This is a genomic window from Methanorbis rubei (assembly GCF_032714495.1).
In the GTDB taxonomy this organism is placed as follows: Archaea; Halobacteriota; Methanomicrobia; order Methanomicrobiales; family Methanocorpusculaceae; genus Methanocorpusculum; species Methanocorpusculum rubei.
Genome location: NZ_JAWDKB010000005.1, coordinates 114447 through 135555, shown reverse-complemented (window position 1 = coordinate 135555; position 21109 = coordinate 114447). Strand labels below are relative to the sequence as shown.

Below are 21109 nucleotides of genomic sequence, written 5' to 3'. Positions count from 1 at the left end.
CTCCTTTTTTACACATCACTGATATCAGGATCATCATGCGGCAGTCGGCGCGGTAAACCGCCTATCATTGTCATTGTGGATTGTCGTTCCTGTTCCTTCTGCATATTATCAATAAGTGATCTCATAATCATGAGTTCGGCCATGAGGTGAGAGTTGGTTTGTTGCAGATCAGTAATTTTCTCTGATGTCTCGATCTTCAGCTCTTCGTAGTCCGGCGGAATATTGATTAAAATGTGTGGCTCTATCTTTGCATACATCTGTTTCCGATCCTCTTCGGTTGGCTGCCAATACGCATCAGTAAGGTATCCGGTATGCCCCATTAAATATTCAACAAATACACTCGTGGCTGTGCTTTTGTGGGCTTTTGTCGAAAAATACGCTCTGAATGTGTGAAAGTGAATCTCGCTTCTTTTTCCCTTCTCATCAAAATTATACAGTCCTGCTCTCTTCAGTGTCTTTGTAAGAATTACACTTTCACCAACATAACTAAAGGGGATTATTTTCTTGGATTCTTTCTTTTTCTCGGCATCGGCACCGCTAACGCCTCTATTTATGTCTTCATCTCTGATTCTCAGATAGGCGAGATATTCGTCAACTGCTTCTGATGATATGTGTACTGTTCGTTCGATTTGATTTTTGGAACATTCTGACCGAATGCGTATTTTTGCCGGTTTTGCCTCCACATCAATATCTTCAAATTCCAATGATAGTATTTCGCCGATCCTCAGCCCTCCGGACACGGCAAACAAAATCTCAACTCTGGTACGAAGTGATGAAAATTTGAGTATTTGTGCTATGGTAATTCGATCCAGTTGAACCCGTTTACTCACTGCATGATATTTTGGCTCCGACCGCCGCCGCATCTTTATTTCTTGTTCTGTGAGCTTTATATCGTGTATTTCTTTCAGATACTGCTCTGCAATATGCATGTATAATTTTGATGTTGTCGGCGCGAGTTTTGCGGATCGTGCCAGTTTCGGAAATATGATCAGGTCTTTTATCGGTTCCTGATCTCCTGAGAGATAATTCTCCCATTCAGCGTCAAGATTTTTAACTTCTATCTTTTTCTGCGCGACAATTTCTAAATATCTCAATATTGCATATGTGTATGTCTCTTTTGTTCCCTCTGAAATGTAAAAATCCAGATATTTTGTCGGGGGCATTTTAGACATGATGATCTCCTCCTGTACCATTGACTGCGCGCATTATCAAGGGCTGACCGTGCGGTCTGAAAATGCCTTTTTTTGATCTATGGTTTGACCCGAATGTAACCAAATATGTTTATAGTTAACAATCTTAAATTAATAACCATGAAAGATACTCTCCTTACCGACCGTCAGAAGGAAGTTATCAGATACCGCAAACAGGGTATGACCCAGCAGCAGATCGCTGATCGTCTTGGGACATCAAAAGCAAATATCTGTACTATAGAAAAATCTGCAAATGAAAACATCCGTCGTGCAAAAGAGACCCTTGAATTTTTGTACACACTGGATGCTGCCGACCTCTGCATCCTTGCTGCCGGCACTGATCTTATGGAAGCCCCGCACCTGATCTTCCAGGCAGCAGCCCCCCTCAACATCAAAATCCGTTACGACAGCATCTCTCTCATCAACCGCATCAGCTCCTACATGCCGGAAAAAATCAAAGGCCGGCATGTGAGAGAAGACATCCGGGTATACCTCAACACTGACGGCGACCTCTACTTCGGATAATCTCTTTTTTTCAGTCTGCCCACTATCTTTATAACTCTTCTCTACCAATAATAGAGGAGCCTTCATAGGCTGATATCAGCATAGCTGCTGTGTATCGTGGATATCCAGTTGGTTTGAAAACACGCAGATTCTGCGAATGTTTTCATTATCGTGTAACCCTTTCGCGGAGTTCCCGCAAAGGATTAAGACCTCAATAGGTCTGATGAAACGCGCCGGGCGAACGTCATATGTACGAGCCCATTCTTTGTGAAAATCAAAGAGCGCGTGGACTGTCAGGTTCTCTTCCGTGAGACTTGGAAGCCGCAACTGTGCGGCGCGCACACTAAACCCGTGCGTTTTCGGGCATAAACCACAAGAACAGACAAGACGTTGTCGTTCATTGCGGATATCCTCAATTGGATCAATTGCTACCCGTCTTTCCGTCTTCTTAGCCCTCAGTGTATTGCACTGAGCGCGGAGGCCGACACTTAGAATGTACGTCCCATGGTCGAAGGCGAAAATATTTCGCAGGCCGATGGTGAAAGAACGGTTGTTTCTTAATTGACAACCACAGCAGACGTCTTCGTCCACTCTTGGACGCTAAGACACAGTATTAAGGACTGATTAACACATGAGAACTGTGAGACCGCGTGCAGGTTCACTCGCATACTATCCTCGCAAGAGGGCCAAGAGTATTGTACCTAAGTACCAATCCTGGCCGGAGTATAACGGGCAGCCCACGCTTCAGGGCTTCGCCGGCTACAAAGCAGGCATGACCCACGTCATCATGATTGACGATCACAAGAAGAGCCCGACCGAAGGCAAAGAGATTATGGTCCCGGTGACCGTAATTGAGATTCCGGCAATGAAAGTTGCAGCAATCCGCGTCTACGTCAAAGACACCTATGGCAAGCACCCGCTTACCGAAGTCTGGTCTGAAGATGTTGCGGCTCTTTCCGGCAGAATCACCAAGGCAAAGGCACACAATGCCGCAGCTGCAACTGAGAAGATCAACGCCGCAATGGCAGACGTCGTCGAAGTTATGGTTCTGATGTACACCCAACCGGACACTCTTACCGGCGTTCCAAAGAAGATTCCGGACTTAATGGAAATCCGTGTCGCAGGCGGCAGCTCCCAGGAGCGCTTTGACTACGCACTTTCCCTTCTTGGAACCAGCATTGACATGAACACCATTCTCTCCGACGGCCAGTTCGCTGACATCACCGGAATCACCAAAGGAAAGGGATTCCAGGGAGCAGTCAAGAGATTCGGTATCTGTCTCAGAAAGAGAGCTCACTCCAGAGCCAAGAAAACCAGACACATCGGTACTCTTGGTCCATGGCACCCTCACCACGTCCGCTGGCAGGTTCCAATGCCCGGTCAGATGGGTTTCCAGCAGCGCACTGAGTTCAACAAGAGAGTCATTAAGATCGGCGAGAACCCGGACGAGATCAACCCGGCAGGAGGATTCCTCCACTACGGCCTTGTTCGCAACAACTATGTTCTGATCAAAGGCTCCATCCCGGGCCCGGCAAAACGCCTGATTCGTATCCGCCCTGCAACCCGTATGGGCGAGCAGACTATCCAGACTCCGGTTGTTGAATTCGTGAGTCTCCAGAGCAAGCAGGGGTGACCTGACCGATGAAAGCAAATGTAAAAGCAATTAACGGTTCTGCTCTCCACGAAATCGAGCTTCCGGTTGTCTTCTCCGAAGAATTCCGTCCGGACCTCATCAAGAGAGCTGTCCTCGCCTACCAGAGCGAACACTACCAGCCGTACGGCGCAGACCCGTATGCAGGTATGAGAACCTCTGCAGAAGGCTGGGGTTCCAAGCGTGGTGAGTCCAAGATTCCGCGTATCAAAAACGGATCCCGCGGTGCAAAAGTTCCGCAGACCAAAGGCGGTCACCCGGCACACGCACCAAAAGCTGAGAAGATCATCCTTGAGAAGATCAACAAGAAAGAGAAGGCAAAGGCCATCCGCTCTGCAATTGCAGCAACCGTAAACACCGAACTTGTCACCATCCGTGGTCACAAATTCGAGGGTGACGCAGCAATTGTTGTTGAGGACGCATTTGAGTCACTCACCAAGACTGCCGAAGTCAAGAAAGCACTCATTGCTCTTGGCGTTGGCGCAGACCTTGACCGTGCAAGAGATTCCCGTGCAATCCGTGCAGGACGCGGAAAGACTCGTGGACGCAAGTACAAGCAGGCAAAGTCCGTCTTAATCGTCACGGTCGGTACTGAGTTCGCCGCAGGTGCAAACCTCGCCGGTGTCGATGTAATGCCGGTCACTTCTCTGAACATCAATGTTCTTGCCCCCGGAACCGATGCAGGCAGACTTACTGTCTGGACCGAAGCCGCTGTCAAGAAACTCGGGGAGGCATAATTATGACACTCGCACACCCGCTTGTAACAGAAAAGGCAATGGTTCTCCTGGAAAATTCCAACCAGCTTTCCTTCATCGTACGAAAGGAAGCAACCAAGGCATCCGTCAAGGCAGCAATGGAGAAGAGCTTCGGTAAGAAGGTCGCATCCATCAGCACCCTGATGACCACCAAGGGAGCCAAGAAGGCAATCATTACCTTCGAAGAGAAGAACGCTGCTGAAGAGATTCTCTCTCAGCTGGGTATTGTGTAAGGTGAGTCAACATGGGACACAGAATTAGTACACAGGCACGTGGAAAGGGAGGTTCAACCTACCGCGCCCCGTCGCACCAGTATAAAGCTGCGCTGAAACACTTCGGTTCCTTTACCGAAACTGTTACTGCAATCGTCATTGACATCGAACACGACCCGGCCCGCCACACTCCGATTGCAGTTGTGAAAATCAACGGCAAGAAAGAGTACGCACTCATCACCGAAGGTGTGGGTATCGGCAAAGAGCTTGCATGGGGACCTGAAGCAAAGATCGAGAACGGTAACACCCTTCCGCTTGCATCAATCCCGACCGGTATGGCTGTCTGCAACATCGAGGCACGCCCCGGAGACGGCGGCAAGTTCGTTCGCGCAAGTGGCGTTCAGGCAATCGTCATCGGAAAATCCGAAGGCAAAGTCGGCGTTCGAATGCCGTCCGGCAAACCAAAATGGTTCAATGAAGACTGTCTTGCAACCATCGGCCTTGTGGCAGGTGGAGGACGCGGTGACAAGCCGATCCTGAAAGCAGGTAAACAGTATCACAAGATGAAGACCTCGGCAACCCGCTGGCCACGCGTCCGTGGTGTCGCTATGAACGTTATCGACCACCCATTCGGTGGTGGAGGACATCAGCACCCGGGTAAGCCAAAGACTGTAGCACGCGGAACGTCGCCTGGTAAGAAGGTCGGCCACGTCGCAGCACGCAGAACCGGATGCCGGAGGTGAGCAGATATGGCAAAGAAAACTACTAAGAGAATGCCAAAGCGGCGAGAGGAGTATACCTATCACGGCCACAACATCGAGCAGCTCCAGTCCATGTCCATGGAAGAGCTCCTGCCGATTATGCCGAGTGCTGCCCGCCGTAAGGTCCTTCGCGGTTTCACCCGCGAGGAAGAAGACGTTCGCAACAAGATTGTATCAGGTGAAGGCGTAAGAACCCACGTCCGCTCTATGATCATTCTGCCCGAGATGGTTGGCAAGAGCGTTGCCATCTACTCTGGTAAAGAGTTCGTCAATGTTGAGATTCCGGTTGAGGGAGTATTCCACTACTTTGGTGAGTTCGCTCTTACCCGCAAGAAGGTCAGCCACGGAAGTGCCGGTATCGGTGCAACCCGGTCGAGTAAGTATGTCCCACTGAAGTGATTGTCATGGCAAGAACAGAATACAGTAACAAACTTACCGGCGACAACATCGCCCGTGCAAAGGCTAACGAGCTTGGATGCTCTCCGAAGCATGCAGTGGAAATTGCCCACCTTGTCCGCAACATGATGGCAGACGATGCAGTTGCATACTTAGAACAGGTTATTGATCTCAAGAGAGCAGTACCGTTCCACCGCTATGCAAGAAATGTCGGCCACCAGAAGAGCTTAAACGGCAAAACCTTTGGCACCGCAGCCGGAAGATATCCGGTCAAGGCAGCTGGAGAGTACGTCCGTTTAATCCGCTCCGCACAGAAGAACGCCGAGTACGCAGGTCTTGCTCCGGAAAAGATGGTCATCATCCATGCCGCAGCAAACAAAGGCCGGTGCATTAAGGCAATCTTCCCCCGTGCAATGGGCAGAGCAACTCCGAAACACAGAGACTCCGTAAACGTTGAGATCATCCTCCGCGAGGTGCAGTAAGTATGACTATTGAGAAGAAGTTTGTCGCAGACGGCGTTCGCAAGGTCCGTGTTGAGCAGTACCTCAACAAGGAACTCAAGCGTGCCGGATACGGTGGAATGGACATCGTCCGTACCCCAATTGGAACTCAGGTCACGATCTTTGCAGAGAAACCGGGTATCGTTATCGGTAAAGGCGGTAAACTGGTTCGCCAGATTACGTCTGACCTTAACACCGTGTATGGTATCGACTCTCCGCAGGTTGAAGTTCAGCAGGTTGCAAACCCGAACTTAAATGCACAGATCATGGCAGAGCGCCTTGCAAATGCACTGGAGCGCGGATGGTACTTCCGTAAGGCAGGTTCCTCCGTTATCCGCCGTGTTATGGACTCGGGAGCACTTGGCTGCGAAGTTATCGTCGCAGGTAAGCTCACCGGTGCCCGTGCACGTGTGCAGAAATTCGTAGAAGGATACATCAAACACTCCGGTGAACCGGCTGAGTCAGTCGTTGAGTCCGGATATGCAACCGCAATCAAGAAGCTCGGTATCATTGGTGTTCAGGTTAAGATTGTCCCACCGGGAGCAATCCTGCCGGATCACTTTGAGATCCGCCCGGACGCAAACCCTGCTCCGGCACAGATGGCCGAGGCTGATGTGTTTGAAGAGTTTGATGCAGAACTTGCAAATGAGCCGGAAAACGAAACTGAGTTCGCAAAGGAGGCCTAAGTTATGGCAATCTTCAGAGCAAAGGAAGTTGCCCAGTTCTCCGATGCTGAGCTTGTGGAAAACGAGCAGAAACTCAAGAACGAGTTAATCCAGCAGTACGGAAAAGTCAGCGCCGGTGGTGCACCGGAAAACCCCGGAAAGATCCGGGAAGTTCGCAGAACTATCGCACGTATTAAGACTGAACAGGCAAAGCGTCAGGCGTAAAACAGTCTATGATCACACCACAGTCGATCTGCAATCATGAACTGATTGGTTTGTATGCGGTTGTGGTGGGATCACGCAACAAAACACAGGAGGGAATGTCTGGTTTCATCGTCGATGAAACCAAAAATACATTTTCCCTTCAGACAGGGAATGGGATTAAGTGCTTGGAGAAACAATATATGTTACTCCGGGTAACCCTCCCGGATAGTGTTAATGTTGTAATAGACTGCTCATGCTTGTCTGTTTCTCCAACGCGGCGCGTTACAATGCGCGTAAGATGAGGGTTAAATATGGCAAAAAATATCGGCTTAAATGTTACAGCACCTGAAAAGGACTGTGACGATGTAAACTGCCCATTCCACGGCAGCTTACCGGTGCGCGGCCAGGTGATTACCGGTAAGGTCGTGAGTGAGCGCATGCAGGGGACCGTTGTCGTTGAACGGAACTACCTTCACTTTGTCAAGAAATATGACAGATATGAGAAGCGCAGTTCCAAAATTCACGCACACATGGCTCCATGCCTCGACGCCAGAATCGGCGACGAGGTTACCATTGCAGAGTGCAGACCATTGAACAAAACAACCTCCTATGTCGTTGTTGAGGTGACCCGGGCATGAAAGGATTAACATCCAAGATCCCGCGCGCACTTCAGACCGGCTCCAAGATGGTTTGTGCAGACAACACGGGCGCCCGTGTTGTACAGATTGTTTCCGTCTTCGGTTACCATGGTGTCAAAAACCGTCAGCCGAAGATGGGTATCGGCGACCTTGCGACAGTTACTGTCAAGAAGGGAACTCCCGATATGAAGAGAAAGCTTGTCAGAGCAGTTGTTGTCCGTCAGAAAAAGGAATTCCGCCGTCCGAACGGTCTGCGTGTTTCCTTTGAAGAGAACGCAATGATCCTCTTAAATGATAACGGTGACCCGCGTGGTACTGATATCAAAGGACCGGTCGCACGTGAAGTTGCAGAACGGTTCCCCAAAGTCGGATCGATGGCAACGATCATTATCTAAGGTGAAAACATGGCACGTATTGCAAGCATTCAGCCGAGAAAACAGAGAAAGTTCCGGTACAACGCACCTATCCACGTTCGTGGAGCGTTCTTACACGCAACTCTCGCTGATGATCTCCGTAAGAAATATGGCAAGCGCAGTTTCCGTGTTGTCACCGGCGATACCGTAAAGGTACTCCGCGGTGAGTTCGCAGGAACCGAAGCTGTTGTCGACGCAGTTGACACAAAGAGCAGCAAAGTTCTTGTTCACGGTGTTGCAGTGAAGAAGGCAAATGGCGAGGATGTTCCAAGACCCGTTGACCCTTCGAATGTGATGATCACCAAACTGAATCTCAAAGACGCAAAACGCGTCGCACGCCTTGAGGTGAAGGCATAATGACTCGTACAAAGCGTATGACAGCACCGGACGCATGGCAGATTGCCCGTAAGGAAAGCAAGTATGTGGTAAGTACCGCACACGGTCCGCACGACGGATCCGCTCTTCCGATCGGTGTCTGGATGCGCGATCAGATGAACTTCGCCCAGAACACCAAAGAAGTCAAGAAGATTCTTCACGACCGTCATGTTGTTCTGAACGGCAAGATCGTAACTGATGAACACATCGGTATCGACGTGTTCGACATCGTCAGCTTCCCGAAAGTTAACAAGCATTTCATTATTCTTGTTGATGCAAAGGGACGCCAGACTGCTCACGAGATCACCTCTGAAGCAGCACAGGTCCAACTGGTCAAAGTCGCAAACAAGACCACCATTACCGGCGGCAAGACCCAGATCAACCTGACGAGCGGTGCAAACTTCATCAGCGACAACAGCTGCAAAGGAAAAGACTCTCTTGTCATCACCATCACTGGCGACGACCGGTTTGTTGTCCAGCAGCACTTCCCATTCGCAGTAGGCAACATGGCAATGATCATCGGCGGTCAGCACACGACCAAGACCGGTAAGATTGTCGAGATCAAAATTCAGGAATCTTCCCTTCCCAACCGCGTTGTCCTTGAGACAGCAGACGGTGAGAAGTTCGAGACCATCGAAGACTACATCTACATGATCGGAACCACCGAGTCCTTCCTTTCAACCTGGGGTGTTGATGCATGAGTGAAATGCAGAAGCCCTTCGTTGCAAAGGTTGTCGTTCACATGGGTGTCGGCGAGGCAGGAGAACGTCTTGTCAACGCCGAGAACATCATGGCAGACCTTACCAAAGGATCCAAGCCAATCCGTTCCTATGCGAAAAACACACTTCCGGCTTTCGGTGTCCGCCGTGGCCAGCCGCTCGGCTGCAAAGTAACCCTTCGCGGCGAGAAGGCTGTGACCTTCCTTCAGACTGCATTAAAGTGCTATGTTGTGGAGAACGTTCTTCACGCACGCCAGTTTGATGCAACCGGCAACTTCGGTTTCGGTATTGAGGAACACACGGACTTTCCGGGTCAGGCATATGACCCGAAGATCGGTATCTACGGTATGGATATTATCGCAGTTATCGAGAAGAAAGGTACGAGAACCGCACGCAGAAAGATCCAGCAGAAGAAGCTCAACAGCAAACTGCATGTGACCCGTGAGGAGTCCATGGCATTTGTGACCGAGTCATTCGGCATCGAGGTGGAGTAATATGGCAGCAAAGGACAACGGCAAGGTCCAGCAGAAAAAGTTTGGTCGTGGTGCAAACCAGTGCCAGCTTTGCGGACGTAAGCAGGGACTTGTGCGCAGATACAACATTTACTTCTGCCGCCAGTGCTTCCGTGAGTGGGCACCCACGATGGGCTTTAAGAAGATGAACTAAGAGGTGACGGAGAATGACAAAACAGAATCCGATTGCAGACGCAATGAGCGCTATCAAGAATGCCGGTGACACTGGTAAGCTTGTAGTGGCTGTTGAACCGGCAAGCCGCCTCTTTGGTGACATGCTTAAAGTCATGCAGGAATACGGATATATTAACGGTTTCGAGAAGGTTGAGGACGGCAGAGGAGGTCAGTATGAGATTTCCCTTACCGGCGGCATCAACAAGTGCGGTGTTATCACCCCCCGTTTCTCAGTAAAAGTTGAGGACCTCGAGTCCTGGGAAATGAGATACCTGCCAGGAAAGGGTTTTGGAATTATTATTCTGACCACTTCCCAGGGTGTCATGTCCCACGAACAGGCGCGTAAGCTCGGCGTCGGCGGTGAGCTGTTAGGATATGTCTTCTAAGGAGAGGTAAATTATGCATGAAATGATTTTCCAGATCCCGACAGGTGTAACCATCACCAAAGAAGGTGACCTGATGACTGTGAAGGGAGCAAAAGGCACCCTTGCACGCATTATGCACCACCCGGCAATTGACATTGTCGCTGAAAACGGCAGTGTCAGAATTACCACCGAATCTCCCAGACGCCGTGTGTATGCACTCGTCGGCACCTACAACGCACTTCTGCATGTAATGGCAAAAGGCGTTGCCGAGGGCTACGAGTACCACATGAAAGTTGTCTACAACCACTTCCCGATTCAGGTGAAGGTTGCAGGCGAACGCGTTGAGATCGCCAACTTCCTTGGCGAGAAACAAGCCCGCTACGCAAAGATCGTAGAAGGCGTGAAGGTAAAAGTCCAGGGCGACGAAGTGATCTTAACCGGTATTGACCGTGAAAAGATCGGAAACACCGCAGCAAACATCGAGCAGGCCTGCAAGGTCCGCAACCGTGACCCGCGTGTCTTCCAGGACGGTATCTACATTACCAACAGAGGTAACTAACATGGCGAGCGAAATTAAGAAACTGATTCGTGCACGTGCTGCAAAGAGAGCCAGATTCTCCCGCCAGTGTCTCTGTGCAAAGGTTAAACTGGCTGACACCTGGCGCAGACCACGCGGTCTGCACAGCAAGCAGCGCAAAGATTACCGTGCAAAGGGTGCACACCCGGAAGCAGGATTTGGAGCACCGAAAGCAATTCGCGGATTCCACCCAAGCGGATACCGTGAAGTTCTCGTGTTCACCCCGGCCGAACTTGAAGAGATTGATGCAGCAACGACAGCTGTTCGTATCGGCGGATCCGTCGGCGGTCAGAAGCGTGCTGCTATGCAGACAAAGGCAGCAACCCTTGGTATCAAGGTCCTGAACCCGAAAGAGGCAATGACTGTTGTTGCACCGGTTGTCGAGGAGGCGAAGTCCAATGAGTGATCTTGCATCCCAGCGCCGTATTGCAGCATCTGTTCTCGGCTGCGGTGTGAACCGTGTCTGGATCAACCCGGAGAAACTCTCCGACGTTCAGAGCGCAATGTCCCGTGAAGATATCCGCAGACTGATCGAGGAAGGAGCAATCTCTTCCCATCAGAAGAAAGGTATCTCCCGCGGACGTGCACGGGCACGCATTGCAAAACGCGCATACGGGCACTGTAAAGGCCCGGGACGCCGCAATGGTGCAAAAGGTGCACGCACACCGTCCAAGACCCAGTGGATCAAAAAGATCCGTGCACAGCGCAAAGAGCTCCGTGCACAGCGTGAGGCAGGTTCCATTACCAGAACCGAGTACCGCAGACTTTACCGCCGCGCAGCCGGTGGTCAGTTCCGCAGTGTCGCTCACCTGAAGACTCAGGTCGAGCTCGTTACTTCCCGGAGGGACTAAACAATGGCAACAAATGGAAGATACTTTGTTCAGTTCCGCAGACGCCGTGAAGGCAGAACTGATTACTACCAGCGCCAGCGGCTGATCGTCTCCGGCAGAAACCGTATGGTTGTCCGCAAGACGAACCGCCACATCATCATTCAGCTTGTCGCTGCACAGATGGACGGCGACTACACGCTCGTTCACGTGAACAGCAAAGAACTCGCAAACTACGGATACAAGGGCTACCTTGGAAACACCCCGGCTGCATACCTGACCGGTATGCTGTTCGCAGTCCGTGCCCAGAAGGCAGGATACGATGGTGCAATTGCAGATATCGGTCTGCAGGTTGCATCCACCGGTGCACGTGTGTTTGCAGCAGTGAAAGGAGCAGTTGATGCAGGATTCGACGTACCCGTCGGAGAGAGCATCCTTCCGGATGAGGACCGCTGTAACGGCGCCCACATTGCGGAATACGATGACCGTTATGCAGATCTCGTCTCTCAGGTCGAGTCTGCAAAAGACGCAATCATGAAGGAGCTGGAGTAACATGGCTTACGAACAGGAAGAGTGGATCCCAATCACCGGTCTTGGCAGAAAAGTTATGGCCGGAGAGTTTGCAAGCTTTGATGATATTCTTGCAAGCGGATACCCGATTAAGGAAGCAGGCATTGTTGATGCAATGCTCCCTGACCTTGTTGACGAAGTCCTCTGCATTGACATGATGCAGCGTATGACTGACTCCGGTCGCCGTATTAAGTTCAGAGCGGTCGTTGTTGTCGGCAACAAGGATGGTTACATCGGTTTCGGCCAGGGCAGAGATGTTCAGGTCGGTACTGCGATTAAGAAAGCAATCGTGAATGCAAAGCTCAACGTTGTCAAGGTCCGCCGTGGATGCGGTTCCTGGGAATGCGGCTGCGGTCAGAAACACTCTGTCCCGATGGAAGTTACCGGTAAAGCAGGATCTGTTACGGTTACTCTCAAGCCCGCTCCGAAAGGAATCGGTCTGGTGACTGGTGACGTTGGTAAGAAGGTTCTGGCACTTGCCGGTATCCGTGATGTGTGGGTCAACACGAGTGGTAACACGAGAACGACCCTCAACTTCGCAAAGGCTACCTACAACGCACTTCGCGAAACGAATCTGATTCGTATCGGAGGTAGAAAGTAATGTACGCAGTTGTGCAGGTTCGCGGTGTCGTTAACACCCGCCGCGACATTAAGGAGACCTTAAAGATGCTGCGTCTTCACCACATCAACCACTGTGTCCTCGTGCCCGAGACTCCGGAGTACCTCGGTATGATCCGGAAGGCAAAGGACTTCATTGCGTTCGGTGAAGTTGACGCTGCAACCCTTGAGACGATCCTCTCTACCCGTGGAAGACTCACCGGAAACAAGCCGCTCACTGAAGAGTATGTGAAGGAAGCAACTTCCTATGGAAGCATTGCAGACCTTGCAGCAGCTCTCGTCGCAGGCCAGATCCGGATGAAGGATGTTCCCGAACTTAAGCCGGTGCTTCGTATGCACCCGCCAAGAAAGGGATACAAGACCACGAAGCGTACGTACAATCAGGGCGGTGCCCTTGGATACTACGGGAAGGAAATTAACGACCTTCTGATCAAGATGAGGTAAAAAGTATGCCAGTCAACAAGCGTTCAAAGTTCCGGGGAACCCGCACTTGCGGTGGAGGAACCCATAAGAACCGCCGTGGTGCAGGTAACCGCGGAGGTCGTGGACAGGCAGGATGGCGTGACCACAATTTCAGCCGGTTCTATCTGCTCGGGAAGACGGAAGGTAAACACGGATTTGTCTGCAAGACCTCCGTTACCTATGAAGTTCTCGATATTGGTGATATTGACCAAATGATTCCGGATCTTGTTGCCCGCGGTATTGCCACACAAAACGGAGATGTTATTATTCTTGACGCCGCACAGATTGGTGTTGAGAAGGTTCTCGGCGGAGGCCAGGTTACTCATAAACTTGAGATCACCGCAGAGAATTTCTCCGAGCGTGCTGTCGCAAAAGTTCAGGAAAAGGGCGGTCAGACACTGACCCCCTAAATTTAATTTTTTGGTGTATCACTCATGGGAGAACTGCTGGATCGAATGGAACCACTGCTGGCAAAGATGCCGGCGGTCAGGCCACCGGAGGGTCACGTTCATTTCAAAAATAAGTTGATGTGGACTGCCGCGGTGCTGCTGTTGTATTTTATACTGACGAACATTCCGGTTTTTGGTCTGAGTGCAACTTCTCTGGATGTTTTCCAATACTACCGTGCATTACTTGCCGGTGCATCCGGAACAATTCTGCACCTTGGTATCGGACCGATTGTGACCGCATCTATCGTACTGCAGCTGCTTCGTGGTGCCGACCTGATTAAGATCAATACCTCTGATGAGCGTGGCCAGGTTATTTACATGGGTCTGCAGAAGCTGCTGATCTTTGTGATGATCATTCTTGAAGCTCTGCCGAATGTGCTGGGCGGATGGATGACTCCTGACATGTCGGTTGCTGCTGTGTTTGGCGGCAATACGATGATCGTGATGCTCATGATTTTCCTGCAGATCTGTTTAGGCGGTCTGCTGGTTGTGTTCATGGACGAGGTCGTCTCGAAATGGGGTATTGGTTCTGGTGTTGGTATCTTCATCGTTGCAGGAGTTGCCCAGGGTCTCGTGAACGGTTTCCTTAATTGGGAGGCGACGACTGATCAGTTTGCGGTGGGTTTCTTCCCCAGACTGTTTGAGGTCATCGGCTCGGGTGCGAACTTTATTGAGTACTTCGGTCTTGAGGCGCTCGCACTTGTTACGACAATAGGGTTGTTCTTCCTTATTGTGTACGTTGAGGCAACCCGTATCGAGATTCCGCTTGCCCACGCAAATGTGCGTGGTGCTCGTGCCAGATTCCCGGTGAAACTTGTGTATGCAAGTGTTCTGCCGATGATCTTGGTCCGTGTTCTGCAGGCAAACATTCAGATGATTGGTATGTTCCTTTCCAGTGTTGGTATTACCTTCCTTGGAGAGTACAACGGTTCTACGCCGATCAATGGTCTGATGTGGTATCTTGCACCGATTAACCAGCCGCAGGACTGGATGTGGTGGCTCCCGCAGTTTACGGGTGCCGGCCATGCAGCATGGGAGGTTGGTATTCGTGTTGGTATTGATGCAATCGTTATGATTGCAGGTGGTGCCCTGTTTGCAATCTTCTGGGTTAAGACCGCTGGTCTTGATTCGAAACATGTTGCCCGCCAGATCCAGAACTCTGGTATGCAGATTCCGGGCTATCGCCGCAGCCCTGCGGTGCTGGAACGGTATCTGGACAGATACATTCCGCGTGTGACGGTGATTGGTGGTGTGTTTATCGGAATATTAAGTATTCTCGCAAACATGCTTGGTATCATCGGCTTCGTCGGAGGTACTGGTCTTCTGCTTACGGTCTCGATCGTTTATCGTCTGTATGAACAGATTGCAAACGAGCAGATCATGGAGATGTATCCGTTTATGCGGGGCTTCTTCGGCGGCAAAGAATAACATTCTTTTTTTTTGTTTTACGTTTTGTAAGTTGCAAGGGGCGTATCCTTCGCGTTGTTGGAATTTTTTTGTTTTGAGATTTTTTTCAGATCAAATGATGTTTCGGTCTGAAAATATTTTGTCGGGCAAATGTGTACTGGTGAGTGACGAGTGATATTTTTTTGAGAGAAACACGAACCACACGAAAAATCACGAAATAGTTAACTCACCAAATAATACAAAAAAACACGAAATAAGAACTTCGACACATCAATTGATTCTGAGTGACTTTGGCCGCAACATGTTCTCTTTATCCTCAGCCCTCACAAGACATGCGATGACTGAATTTTAATCGAAAAAGATATTTCGTGTTTTTTGTATTGTTTGGTGAGTTAACTATTTCGTGATTTTTCGTGTGGTTCGTGTTTCCAAAATGTTCATCTCTATGTGAGCTCTCTCGAAAACTTTTCAGAAAAAAATCCAATGAAATTTTTTCACAGCATCAGATGATATTTCTCCTCTGATGAGAATACGCTCAATGACGAACGACCTCCGTCAATAAACGAATTCAGACTCATAGACACAATGAAAAGTAGATTTATTATCCTGCCGCTCCAACCTTTAGACAATTCTCACAAAGGAAAAGTGATCTAAAATATGGCAGGAAAAAAGGTCATCATCACCGGCGTTCCCGGTGTTGGAAAAACCACAGTAATTAATACCTCAATGGAAAAAATCGTCGCAGAAGGCGTCCCGTACCAGAACATCAACTTCGGCAGCTTCATGTTTGAAGTCGCCTTAGCCGAGGGACTTGCACAGGACCGCGACCAGATGAGAAAACTTGACCGTACGGTTCAGAAACGCCTGCAGAAACTTGCAGCAGAAAAGATCGCCGCAATCGACGGCAACGTCATCGTTGACACGCATGCATCCGTCAAGACCCCGAACGGATACCTCGCAGGCCTGCCTGAGTGGGTAGTCTCCGCCATCATGCCTGATGTGATCGTTCTTGTCGAAACTGACAATGATCAGATTCTCGTCCGCCGCCTCTCCGACGAAAGCCGCGTCCGCGACGTCGAAGGTGCAAAATCCATCGCTGAACACCAGGAAATGAACCGTGCGTTTGCCGCATCCTATGCAATGCTTACCGGCTGCACGGTGAAGATCATCGTCAATGCCGACTTCCTCCTTGACAAAGCAGTCGAGGAACTTGCCGCAACCCTGAGGTAACCTCATGGAAATCGGTAAAAAGTACGGAATGTACATCGCCTTAGTCGTCGTGTTCGGCATGATGCTGCTCTACGGATGGCCTGAGGCACGTGCGTTCATTGCCGGTCTGGTCGATATCGTGATCGGTCCGTTCGCAGCTCTCGGCCTGCCGTTCTTTGCGCTGGTCTTAATTCTCGCAACCTTTACGGGTCTGTACTCCTCGCTCATTCAGAAGTACACCATCGACTACGAGAAGATGCGGGACAATCAGGAGAAATTCAAGGACTTCAACGCAATGTTCCGCGAAGCCCAGAAATCCGGCGACGAAAAAGCCATCAAAAAGATGCAGGCACGTCAGCAGGCAATGATGTCTGAACAGATGGAGATGAGCCAGCAGCAGTTCAAGCCAATGGCATACATTCTCGTACTGACGGTGCCGATCTTCTTCTGGCTGATCGAACACATTCCGCAGACCACTGATCTGATCATGGCCAATGCGAATCTGAGTAATGCGATCGTCCTGCCGTTCGCAGGTCTTGCCAGTTATTTTGATATTTATCTCTGGTTCTTCCCTCTCTGGATTCTCTGGTACATGCTGTGTTCGCTTACGGTCAGTCAGGTAATCCGCAAAGCTCTCAATATCGGAGGCTTGTAACCAATGCGGATCACGATCAGCGGGTCTCCGGGTTCGGGGACCACGTCTCTGGGTAAGGCGCTTGCCGAGAAATATAATCTCCGCTACTTGTCTGCCGGAGAGGTTTTCCGCAGTCTTGCGAAGGAGCATGGTATGGACCTTGCTTCCTTTGGAAAACTTGCTGAGGAAAATCCTGAGATTGATCTCAAGATTGATGCGAGACAAAAAGAGATTGGCGAGGCAAGTGATGATATCATTCTGGAAGGCCGTCTTGCCGGATGGATGGTTGAGAATGCTGATCTGAAACTTCTGCTGTATGCTTCTGCGGGCTGCCGCTCGGAACGCATTGCCGAGCGCGAGAATGTTTCGCCGAAAGAGGCTTACCAGCAGACGATTGCCCGCGAGGCAAGCGAGAAAGTGCGGTATATGGAGTATTATGAGATTGATATCTTTGATATTTCACCGTACGATCTGATAATTAACTCAGAAACTTTCCGTCAGGAGGAGGTCGTTGTTCTTGCTGAGGCAGCAATTGCGGTGACTTCGAAGAAGCTGAAGGAAGAGTAAAAAAATATTTTTTTGTATTAGTGGCACTGGCTGCCTGCTTCGTAGAGTGCGTAGAGTTCGTTGCCTGCGTTAGGACCCGCACGACGCAGTGCCTGTTCGATTAAGACTTCGGCACATTCTACCGGGATGCATCCGATTCCTTCTTTTCCTTCCCGAATCATGTCGACGAGTCTGATGAATTCGTCGTCACTGAGTCTGTTGAGTCGTGCGGCGAAGTCGTCTGCGTCTTTGGCGTAATGGTTGGCTACGGGAGGGAGTATGGACCGGTAGGTGTTTTCGGATCCTTTGCAGACGAGTGTGTCGCATTCAGGTGCAAGTTTGAGGAGCAGTGAGATGTCGTGTTCGGAAAGTGTCCTGGCCATTATGTACCATTGTGCCATTCCGGCGTAATTACTTGTCGATGGGGGATGGTTTTTTTTGTGGTATTTTTGAGGAGCCCACGGAAAAACGAGACGCATGCCTTCGGCCTGCTTACCGCTTCGCGGGACTACACGGAAATTTCACGGAAAAATATCACGGAGCAGACGTGAACATCACGGAAATTAAATAAATAAGTTTCAAAAATTATTTCGTGAGAGTTCGAAAATATTTTTTTTTGAATGAGAGTTCCTTGATGTTTTTTTTCTTTGAAATTTTTTTGGCGATTCGATTCACAAAATATTTTTGTAAAAAAAAAATTTCAAAAATTATTTTGTGAGAGTCCTAAAATATTTTTTTGAACGAGAGTTCCGTGCTGTTTTTTTTCCGTGAAATTTCCGTGTGTTCCTGCGAAGCAGTAAGCAGGCCGAAGGCATGCGTTCCGCTTTTCCGTGGGCGACCCGAGCTCACGAAATATTTTTCAGAGAGTCCGGCACAACATCGAATCCTGCGTCCAGAACGCACTCACGAATATCATCGAATGTTGTTGCATCCCCTTCGACCGAAAGCGAAACTTTGCCTGAGACATGATCTGCTTTCACATCAGTGACTCCCGGAAGTCCGGCAAGCATGGTGGTGAGATGGCCCGAGCATCCGCCGCAGTGCATGCCGGTAACATCGAACTCAACTTTTTTGGCTGTCATGACAAATAATTGGGGCCTTGGTCCACTTATGCCCTTCTACTCTGACACGCCCCGTCCGGGAAACAACAGAGATCGCGTGAGATGCGGAGCACATACAGCATCTCGCCATCCTCCATCTTTTCTGTGTCGGCAACTATACAGATCGTTGCATATTTTCTGCACAACTCCTGGATTTCTGCAAGTCCCGTTGCCGAAGAGATGAGCAAAAGTATTCGCCCGAACTTTGCAAGATGCAGAACTGCATCAGGCAGAAACTTTTCAATCACCTCTCGTCCGGTAACTCCCCCGTCCAGCGCAAACTCCAGCCAGTCGTTTAATTTTTCTTCAGGCATCGTCGGAAGATAGGGAGCATTGAACAAAATCAGATCAAATTCTCCCGAGAGAGGATCCAAAAGATTTCCCCTGACGACATTCACACCCTGTTCGCCCGCGTACTGAGCGGCATGGGGATTGATCTCTGTTGCGACCGTTTGTGGTGCAACATCCATCATCGCTTTTGCAACTGCTCCTGAACCTGTCCCCACTTCAAGAACACGATCCTCGGGCTTCACCTCACGCAGTGCGGCATGCATCAGAAGAAACGTGTCTTCAGCAGGAAAATAGATCTGGTTCGTATCAATGATCATCGTATCAAAAGAGCGAGGCGGTTGGAGAGATCAATAAAATCAACAATCGACAGCATCTCCGGCCGCTTGTCGAGCAACTCCTTGGGCAGCGCATCAATAAGCGAGAGGGCTGCATCATCATAGATGCTTTTCATTCCTTTCAGGCCGTTTCGGATCGTTTTTCTCCGGTGGGAGAACAACTCTCTTACAAGGACTGCATGCACCTCGCGGTCTGCGATCGGCATCGGAGGATCCCGCGGCGTAATCTTCACCACAATCGACCAGACCTCAGGCGGCGGCGAGAACGCTTCCGGCGGAAGTCTCAGGACCATCTCCACATCCGCAAACGTCTGGGTCATCACCGAAAGCCTTCCGTACTCGCCGTCACCCGGCGGAGCAATCATCCGCTCGCCGAACTCCAGCTGGTACATCAGCACAGCCGACTCGAACCCTGCCTCAAGCAGCCTGAAGGTTATCTTCGACGAGATCGAGTACGGCAGATTTGCAACCACTATCTCAAACTCAGGCAGCGGCACTTTGGATGCGTCGCCGCGGATGATCTCCAGCTGACCGGATGCCAGCTGATCAGAAAAACGTTGTTCAAGATTCGGGAGAAGAGTTCCGTCCAGCTCAACCGCACGAACCACTGCCCCGCGTGAAAGCAGAGCATCTGTTAGCACACCGCCGCCCGGTCCAATCTCGAGAACTTTTCTTCCCGATATCGGAACTGTTTCGGCGATCAATGCAACAGCCTCTGCATCAACCAAAAAATGTTGATCTTTGGGAGCCTTCATTTTGAAGTAAACAGATGATACTTCTCGTCAGGATTTTCCAGCTCCAGCATGATCCGTTCAAGAATGAACTTCTCAGGCTTCTGCAGCGTCTTGACGCGCGACCGGATATCATCAAAGCTCTCAAAGGGTTTTTTCTGCCGCTCGGTCAGCGTGTCGGTCAGCGTCTTTTTCCCAAAGCCGGGAAGAAGGTTCAGCATATGCAGCTTCAGACTGATCGGCACCGCTTCATTGTAAAACTTAATGAACCGCGGTTCATTTTCCGCAATGATCTCTGCAATTACCGGCTCAACCTCGCCTTTCGCGGTGTTGGACAGTTCAGCGTAGGATACCCTGCGCTTCACCCGCTCAACCACCTTTCGCTCGCCGTCTCCGATGTAGACTTTGTCGTGCAGATTGATTGCGAGATTGCGTTTGGGAATCAGCTCAAGCAGTTTAAACTGATCAGTACCGACTGCGAGGATGATCGGCTCGCGCTGGTTTAACGGGCGCTTATCGTCGGCATATCCCCACTGGAGAAAATCTAAAACGACAGCTTCGACTTCCTTCTTATCGGTTCTCTCGGTTTTTGGAGGCATGGTTTCCACCTCTCACGCATGCTGGCGGAGAATGTCAAGAATCTGATCCAAATCTTCCGGAAGAAGCGTGTACCGCTCCTTTGCATAGATTGCGCGGAGTTCATCACGGCTTTCTGGCATGATGTTGACAATCCGGCATGCAATCTCCGGTCTGATCTTCTCAAGTTTGCTCAACTCACCGACAAGAGCTTTTGCGGTTACCGCATCGCATTTTCCGAGACTGTCAGCATGATCGATACTCTTGCGCAGCTCATACGACATCGTGCGTGCAGACGTTTCCGTCTCGCTGTCTCCGCCTGACCGCTGATCACGAATTGAGATCAGGACCTCACGGAGTTCGGGCAGCGACATCATTTCTTCGCTGATAACTTTTTTCACTTTCATGCTTATGACTCCTGAATAGTTGTAAAATTAGTATTTGGGGGTTAATATTTCTGCGCCTTGAGGTGCTGGGGACGGGAGATGACCACTTTGGTTGCATTGCCGTCTTTGATCTCAAGGATCCACGCACGTCCGCGCTGACCGAGAATAGTACCGGTTCTGCCGTGGAAACGCGGGTGGGGCATACCCTTCTGCACGCTCGGCTCAAGCACGATGTGAACTTTCTGTCCTTCTTCGAAGTGCTGGATGACAGAAGTTACATTCGGCATTCCGCGCTCGCGGAGACCCTTCTGAAGCTTATACCGTGTCCGTTTCTTAATACCATTATGTTTTGCCATT

At 50.2% G+C, this 21109-nt stretch carries 36 protein-coding genes; 28 read left to right on the top strand and 8 right to left on the bottom strand.

The annotated features are described in order from the left end of the window. Positions 1 to 8 precede the first annotated feature (8 nt). Positions 9 to 1172 carry a tyrosine-type recombinase/integrase gene (locus McpCs1_RS06960; protein ID WP_338096532.1) on the bottom strand — a complete coding sequence of 388 codons (1164 nt, stop codon included), beginning with the start codon at positions 1170 to 1172 and terminating at the stop codon, positions 9 to 11. Positions 1173 to 1310: 138 nt separating this feature from the next. On the opposite strand from McpCs1_RS06960, the gene McpCs1_RS06955 reads away from it, so the two are divergent. The 28 genes from McpCs1_RS06955 (at position 1311) to cmk (ending at position 17354) form a co-directional block, all read left to right on the top strand. Next, complete coding sequence (locus McpCs1_RS06955; protein ID WP_338094405.1) at positions 1311 to 1715, top strand: Tfx family DNA-binding protein; 405 nt, start codon at positions 1311 to 1313, stop codon at positions 1713 to 1715. A gap of 610 nt (positions 1716 to 2325) precedes the next feature. Beyond that, positions 2326 to 3327, top strand: a complete 1002-nt coding sequence (locus McpCs1_RS06950) for a 50S ribosomal protein L3 (RefSeq protein ID WP_338096531.1) — start codon at positions 2326 to 2328, stop codon at positions 3325 to 3327. Between the two features lie 8 nt (positions 3328 to 3335). Beyond that, the gene (rpl4p, locus tag McpCs1_RS06945; RefSeq protein WP_338096530.1) at positions 3336 to 4082 is read left to right on the top strand and encodes a 50S ribosomal protein L4; all 747 of its coding nucleotides are present in this window, start codon (positions 3336 to 3338) and stop codon (positions 4080 to 4082) included. Between the two features lie 2 nt (positions 4083 to 4084). After that, positions 4085 to 4333, top strand: a complete 249-nt coding sequence (locus tag McpCs1_RS06940) for a 50S ribosomal protein L23 (protein ID WP_338096529.1) — start codon at positions 4085 to 4087, stop codon at positions 4331 to 4333. Positions 4334 to 4344: 11 nt separating this feature from the next. Then, entirely contained in the window at positions 4345 to 5055 is a 711-nt protein-coding gene (locus McpCs1_RS06935; RefSeq protein WP_338096528.1) for a 50S ribosomal protein L2, read from the top strand. A 6-nt stretch (positions 5056 to 5061) separates the two neighbouring features. Next, a complete protein-coding gene (locus tag McpCs1_RS06930; RefSeq protein WP_338096527.1) occupies positions 5062 to 5472 on the top strand; it encodes a 30S ribosomal protein S19 in 411 nt (136 codons plus the stop codon). A 5-nt stretch (positions 5473 to 5477) separates the two neighbouring features. Beyond that, a complete protein-coding gene (locus tag McpCs1_RS06925) occupies positions 5478 to 5951 on the top strand; it encodes a 50S ribosomal protein L22 (RefSeq protein ID WP_338096526.1) in 474 nt (157 codons plus the stop codon). A 2-nt stretch (positions 5952 to 5953) separates the two neighbouring features. Continuing rightward, positions 5954 to 6655 carry a 30S ribosomal protein S3 gene (locus McpCs1_RS06920; RefSeq protein WP_338096525.1) on the top strand — a complete coding sequence of 234 codons (702 nt, stop codon included), beginning with the start codon at positions 5954 to 5956 and terminating at the stop codon, positions 6653 to 6655. Positions 6656 to 6658: 3 nt separating this feature from the next. Beyond that, the gene (gene rpmC, locus McpCs1_RS06915) at positions 6659 to 6859 is read left to right on the top strand and encodes a 50S ribosomal protein L29 (protein ID WP_338094413.1); all 201 of its coding nucleotides are present in this window, start codon (positions 6659 to 6661) and stop codon (positions 6857 to 6859) included. 8 nt (positions 6860 to 6867) lie between these two features. Next, positions 6868 to 7140 (top strand): ribonuclease P protein component 1, encoded by a 273-nt coding sequence (locus McpCs1_RS09335; RefSeq protein ID WP_420847073.1) that lies wholly within the window; start codon positions 6868 to 6870, stop codon positions 7138 to 7140. 9 nt (positions 7141 to 7149) lie between these two features. Next, the gene (locus tag McpCs1_RS06910; RefSeq protein ID WP_338096524.1) at positions 7150 to 7476 is read left to right on the top strand and encodes a 30S ribosomal protein S17; all 327 of its coding nucleotides are present in this window, start codon (positions 7150 to 7152) and stop codon (positions 7474 to 7476) included. After that, positions 7473 to 7871, top strand: coding sequence for a 50S ribosomal protein L14 (locus tag McpCs1_RS06905; RefSeq protein ID WP_338094415.1), 399 nt, complete (start codon positions 7473 to 7475; stop codon positions 7869 to 7871). The genes McpCs1_RS06910 and McpCs1_RS06905 overlap by 4 nt, the downstream gene beginning before the upstream one ends. A gap of 9 nt (positions 7872 to 7880) precedes the next feature. Further along, the gene (gene rplX, locus McpCs1_RS06900) at positions 7881 to 8246 is read left to right on the top strand and encodes a 50S ribosomal protein L24 (protein WP_338096523.1); all 366 of its coding nucleotides are present in this window, start codon (positions 7881 to 7883) and stop codon (positions 8244 to 8246) included. Further along, positions 8246 to 8965: a 30S ribosomal protein S4e gene (locus McpCs1_RS06895; RefSeq protein ID WP_338096522.1), complete on the top strand. Its 720-nt coding sequence runs from the start codon at positions 8246 to 8248 to the stop codon at positions 8963 to 8965. The genes rplX and McpCs1_RS06895 overlap by 1 nt, the downstream gene beginning before the upstream one ends. Next, positions 8962 to 9477, top strand: a complete 516-nt coding sequence (locus tag McpCs1_RS06890; protein WP_338096521.1) for a 50S ribosomal protein L5 — start codon at positions 8962 to 8964, stop codon at positions 9475 to 9477. The genes McpCs1_RS06895 and McpCs1_RS06890 overlap by 4 nt, the downstream gene beginning before the upstream one ends. 1 nt (position 9478) lies before the next feature. Continuing rightward, the gene (locus McpCs1_RS06885) at positions 9479 to 9649 is read left to right on the top strand and encodes a 30S ribosomal protein S14 (RefSeq protein ID WP_338094419.1); all 171 of its coding nucleotides are present in this window, start codon (positions 9479 to 9481) and stop codon (positions 9647 to 9649) included. A 13-nt stretch (positions 9650 to 9662) separates the two neighbouring features. Next, positions 9663 to 10055, top strand: a complete 393-nt coding sequence (locus McpCs1_RS06880) for a 30S ribosomal protein S8 (RefSeq protein ID WP_338096520.1) — start codon at positions 9663 to 9665, stop codon at positions 10053 to 10055. 13 nt (positions 10056 to 10068) lie between these two features. After that, positions 10069 to 10593 carry a 50S ribosomal protein L6 gene (rpl6p, locus tag McpCs1_RS06875; protein WP_338096519.1) on the top strand — a complete coding sequence of 175 codons (525 nt, stop codon included), beginning with the start codon at positions 10069 to 10071 and terminating at the stop codon, positions 10591 to 10593. Between the two features lies 1 nt (position 10594). Beyond that, positions 10595 to 11017: a 50S ribosomal protein L32e gene (locus McpCs1_RS06870; protein ID WP_338096518.1), complete on the top strand. Its 423-nt coding sequence runs from the start codon at positions 10595 to 10597 to the stop codon at positions 11015 to 11017. Then, positions 11010 to 11462, top strand: coding sequence for a 50S ribosomal protein L19e (locus McpCs1_RS06865; RefSeq protein WP_338096517.1), 453 nt, complete (start codon positions 11010 to 11012; stop codon positions 11460 to 11462). The genes McpCs1_RS06870 and McpCs1_RS06865 overlap by 8 nt, the downstream gene beginning before the upstream one ends. Before the next feature lie 3 nt (positions 11463 to 11465). Further along, positions 11466 to 11990, top strand: a complete 525-nt coding sequence (locus tag McpCs1_RS06860) for a 50S ribosomal protein L18 (RefSeq protein ID WP_338096516.1) — start codon at positions 11466 to 11468, stop codon at positions 11988 to 11990. 1 nt (position 11991) lies between these two features. Then, entirely contained in the window at positions 11992 to 12609 is a 618-nt protein-coding gene (locus tag McpCs1_RS06855) for a 30S ribosomal protein S5 (RefSeq protein ID WP_338096515.1), read from the top strand. Beyond that, positions 12609 to 13070, top strand: coding sequence for a 50S ribosomal protein L30 (locus McpCs1_RS06850; protein WP_338096514.1), 462 nt, complete (start codon positions 12609 to 12611; stop codon positions 13068 to 13070). The genes McpCs1_RS06855 and McpCs1_RS06850 overlap by 1 nt, the downstream gene beginning before the upstream one ends. 5 nt (positions 13071 to 13075) lie before the next feature. Continuing rightward, positions 13076 to 13498: an uL15m family ribosomal protein gene (locus tag McpCs1_RS06845; RefSeq protein WP_338094427.1), complete on the top strand. Its 423-nt coding sequence runs from the start codon at positions 13076 to 13078 to the stop codon at positions 13496 to 13498. A gap of 24 nt (positions 13499 to 13522) precedes the next feature. After that, positions 13523 to 14965 (top strand): preprotein translocase subunit SecY, encoded by a 1443-nt coding sequence (gene secY / locus McpCs1_RS06840; RefSeq protein WP_338096513.1) that lies wholly within the window; start codon positions 13523 to 13525, stop codon positions 14963 to 14965. Positions 14966 to 15601: 636 nt separating this feature from the next. Further along, positions 15602 to 16174: an adenylate kinase gene (locus McpCs1_RS06835; protein WP_338096512.1), complete on the top strand. Its 573-nt coding sequence runs from the start codon at positions 15602 to 15604 to the stop codon at positions 16172 to 16174. Between the two features lie 4 nt (positions 16175 to 16178). After that, positions 16179 to 16808 carry a DUF106 domain-containing protein gene (locus tag McpCs1_RS06830; protein ID WP_338096511.1) on the top strand — a complete coding sequence of 210 codons (630 nt, stop codon included), beginning with the start codon at positions 16179 to 16181 and terminating at the stop codon, positions 16806 to 16808. A gap of 3 nt (positions 16809 to 16811) precedes the next feature. Beyond that, entirely contained in the window at positions 16812 to 17354 is a 543-nt protein-coding gene (gene cmk, locus McpCs1_RS06825) for a (d)CMP kinase (RefSeq protein ID WP_338096510.1), read from the top strand. Positions 17355 to 17371: 17 nt separating this feature from the next. Here cmk and McpCs1_RS06820 read toward each other — a convergent pair whose 3' ends face one another. The 7 genes from McpCs1_RS06820 to McpCs1_RS06790 form a co-directional block, all read right to left on the bottom strand. Next, positions 17372 to 17734, bottom strand: a complete 363-nt coding sequence (locus McpCs1_RS06820; RefSeq protein ID WP_338096509.1) for a hypothetical protein — start codon at positions 17732 to 17734, stop codon at positions 17372 to 17374. 444 nt (positions 17735 to 18178) lie between these two features. Next, positions 18179 to 18415 carry a heavy-metal-associated domain-containing protein gene (locus McpCs1_RS06815; protein WP_338096508.1) on the bottom strand — a complete coding sequence of 79 codons (237 nt, stop codon included), beginning with the start codon at positions 18413 to 18415 and terminating at the stop codon, positions 18179 to 18181. A 26-nt stretch (positions 18416 to 18441) separates the two neighbouring features. Next, a complete protein-coding gene (locus tag McpCs1_RS06810) occupies positions 18442 to 19041 on the bottom strand; it encodes a HemK2/MTQ2 family protein methyltransferase (RefSeq protein WP_338096507.1) in 600 nt (199 codons plus the stop codon). Beyond that, positions 19038 to 19814: a 16S rRNA (adenine(1518)-N(6)/adenine(1519)-N(6))-dimethyltransferase RsmA gene (rsmA, locus tag McpCs1_RS06805; protein ID WP_338096506.1), complete on the bottom strand. Its 777-nt coding sequence runs from the start codon at positions 19812 to 19814 to the stop codon at positions 19038 to 19040. The genes McpCs1_RS06810 and rsmA overlap by 4 nt, the downstream gene beginning before the upstream one ends. Next, the gene (locus McpCs1_RS06800) at positions 19811 to 20389 is read right to left on the bottom strand and encodes a DUF655 domain-containing protein (RefSeq protein ID WP_338096505.1); all 579 of its coding nucleotides are present in this window, start codon (positions 20387 to 20389) and stop codon (positions 19811 to 19813) included. Before McpCs1_RS06800 ends, rsmA begins: the two co-directional genes overlap by 4 nt. A gap of 12 nt (positions 20390 to 20401) precedes the next feature. Next, entirely contained in the window at positions 20402 to 20773 is a 372-nt protein-coding gene (locus tag McpCs1_RS06795; protein WP_338096504.1) for an RNA polymerase Rpb4 family protein, read from the bottom strand. 41 nt (positions 20774 to 20814) lie between these two features. Then, positions 20815 to 21108 (bottom strand): 50S ribosomal protein L21e, encoded by a 294-nt coding sequence (locus tag McpCs1_RS06790; protein WP_338094438.1) that lies wholly within the window; start codon positions 21106 to 21108, stop codon positions 20815 to 20817. Position 21109: the final 1 nt, after the last annotated feature.

Coding starts and splice junctions, on each gene's coding strand:
- McpCs1_RS06960 (WP_338096532.1), bottom strand. CDS start 1,172: ATGTCTAAAATGCCCCCGACAAAATATCTGGATTTTTACATTTCAGAG.
- McpCs1_RS06955 (WP_338094405.1), top strand. CDS start 1,311: ATGAAAGATACTCTCCTTACCGACCGTCAGAAGGAAGTTATCAGATAC.
- McpCs1_RS06950 (WP_338096531.1), top strand. CDS start 2,326: ATGAGAACTGTGAGACCGCGTGCAGGTTCACTCGCATACTATCCTCGC.
- rpl4p (WP_338096530.1), top strand. CDS start 3,336: ATGAAAGCAAATGTAAAAGCAATTAACGGTTCTGCTCTCCACGAAATC.
- McpCs1_RS06940 (WP_338096529.1), top strand. CDS start 4,085: ATGACACTCGCACACCCGCTTGTAACAGAAAAGGCAATGGTTCTCCTG.
- McpCs1_RS06935 (WP_338096528.1), top strand. CDS start 4,345: ATGGGACACAGAATTAGTACACAGGCACGTGGAAAGGGAGGTTCAACC.
- McpCs1_RS06930 (WP_338096527.1), top strand. CDS start 5,062: ATGGCAAAGAAAACTACTAAGAGAATGCCAAAGCGGCGAGAGGAGTAT.
- McpCs1_RS06925 (WP_338096526.1), top strand. CDS start 5,478: ATGGCAAGAACAGAATACAGTAACAAACTTACCGGCGACAACATCGCC.
- McpCs1_RS06920 (WP_338096525.1), top strand. CDS start 5,954: ATGACTATTGAGAAGAAGTTTGTCGCAGACGGCGTTCGCAAGGTCCGT.
- rpmC (WP_338094413.1), top strand. CDS start 6,659: ATGGCAATCTTCAGAGCAAAGGAAGTTGCCCAGTTCTCCGATGCTGAG.
- McpCs1_RS09335 (WP_420847073.1), top strand. CDS start 6,868: ATGATCACACCACAGTCGATCTGCAATCATGAACTGATTGGTTTGTAT.
- McpCs1_RS06910 (WP_338096524.1), top strand. CDS start 7,150: ATGGCAAAAAATATCGGCTTAAATGTTACAGCACCTGAAAAGGACTGT.
- McpCs1_RS06905 (WP_338094415.1), top strand. CDS start 7,473: ATGAAAGGATTAACATCCAAGATCCCGCGCGCACTTCAGACCGGCTCC.
- rplX (WP_338096523.1), top strand. CDS start 7,881: ATGGCACGTATTGCAAGCATTCAGCCGAGAAAACAGAGAAAGTTCCGG.
- McpCs1_RS06895 (WP_338096522.1), top strand. CDS start 8,246: ATGACTCGTACAAAGCGTATGACAGCACCGGACGCATGGCAGATTGCC.
- McpCs1_RS06890 (WP_338096521.1), top strand. CDS start 8,962: ATGAGTGAAATGCAGAAGCCCTTCGTTGCAAAGGTTGTCGTTCACATG.
- McpCs1_RS06885 (WP_338094419.1), top strand. CDS start 9,479: ATGGCAGCAAAGGACAACGGCAAGGTCCAGCAGAAAAAGTTTGGTCGT.
- McpCs1_RS06880 (WP_338096520.1), top strand. CDS start 9,663: ATGACAAAACAGAATCCGATTGCAGACGCAATGAGCGCTATCAAGAAT.
- rpl6p (WP_338096519.1), top strand. CDS start 10,069: ATGCATGAAATGATTTTCCAGATCCCGACAGGTGTAACCATCACCAAA.
- McpCs1_RS06870 (WP_338096518.1), top strand. CDS start 10,595: ATGGCGAGCGAAATTAAGAAACTGATTCGTGCACGTGCTGCAAAGAGA.
- McpCs1_RS06865 (WP_338096517.1), top strand. CDS start 11,010: ATGAGTGATCTTGCATCCCAGCGCCGTATTGCAGCATCTGTTCTCGGC.
- McpCs1_RS06860 (WP_338096516.1), top strand. CDS start 11,466: ATGGCAACAAATGGAAGATACTTTGTTCAGTTCCGCAGACGCCGTGAA.
- McpCs1_RS06855 (WP_338096515.1), top strand. CDS start 11,992: ATGGCTTACGAACAGGAAGAGTGGATCCCAATCACCGGTCTTGGCAGA.
- McpCs1_RS06850 (WP_338096514.1), top strand. CDS start 12,609: ATGTACGCAGTTGTGCAGGTTCGCGGTGTCGTTAACACCCGCCGCGAC.
- McpCs1_RS06845 (WP_338094427.1), top strand. CDS start 13,076: ATGCCAGTCAACAAGCGTTCAAAGTTCCGGGGAACCCGCACTTGCGGT.
- secY (WP_338096513.1), top strand. CDS start 13,523: ATGGGAGAACTGCTGGATCGAATGGAACCACTGCTGGCAAAGATGCCG.
- McpCs1_RS06835 (WP_338096512.1), top strand. CDS start 15,602: ATGGCAGGAAAAAAGGTCATCATCACCGGCGTTCCCGGTGTTGGAAAA.
- McpCs1_RS06830 (WP_338096511.1), top strand. CDS start 16,179: ATGGAAATCGGTAAAAAGTACGGAATGTACATCGCCTTAGTCGTCGTG.
- cmk (WP_338096510.1), top strand. CDS start 16,812: ATGCGGATCACGATCAGCGGGTCTCCGGGTTCGGGGACCACGTCTCTG.
- McpCs1_RS06820 (WP_338096509.1), bottom strand. CDS start 17,734: ATGGCACAATGGTACATAATGGCCAGGACACTTTCCGAACACGACATC.
- McpCs1_RS06815 (WP_338096508.1), bottom strand. CDS start 18,415: ATGACAGCCAAAAAAGTTGAGTTCGATGTTACCGGCATGCACTGCGGC.
- McpCs1_RS06810 (WP_338096507.1), bottom strand. CDS start 19,041: ATGATCATTGATACGAACCAGATCTATTTTCCTGCTGAAGACACGTTT.
- rsmA (WP_338096506.1), bottom strand. CDS start 19,814: ATGAAGGCTCCCAAAGATCAACATTTTTTGGTTGATGCAGAGGCTGTT.
- McpCs1_RS06800 (WP_338096505.1), bottom strand. CDS start 20,389: ATGCCTCCAAAAACCGAGAGAACCGATAAGAAGGAAGTCGAAGCTGTC.
- McpCs1_RS06795 (WP_338096504.1), bottom strand. CDS start 20,773: ATGAAAGTGAAAAAAGTTATCAGCGAAGAAATGATGTCGCTGCCCGAA.
- McpCs1_RS06790 (WP_338094438.1), bottom strand. CDS start 21,108: ATGGCAAAACATAATGGTATTAAGAAACGGACACGGTATAAGCTTCAG.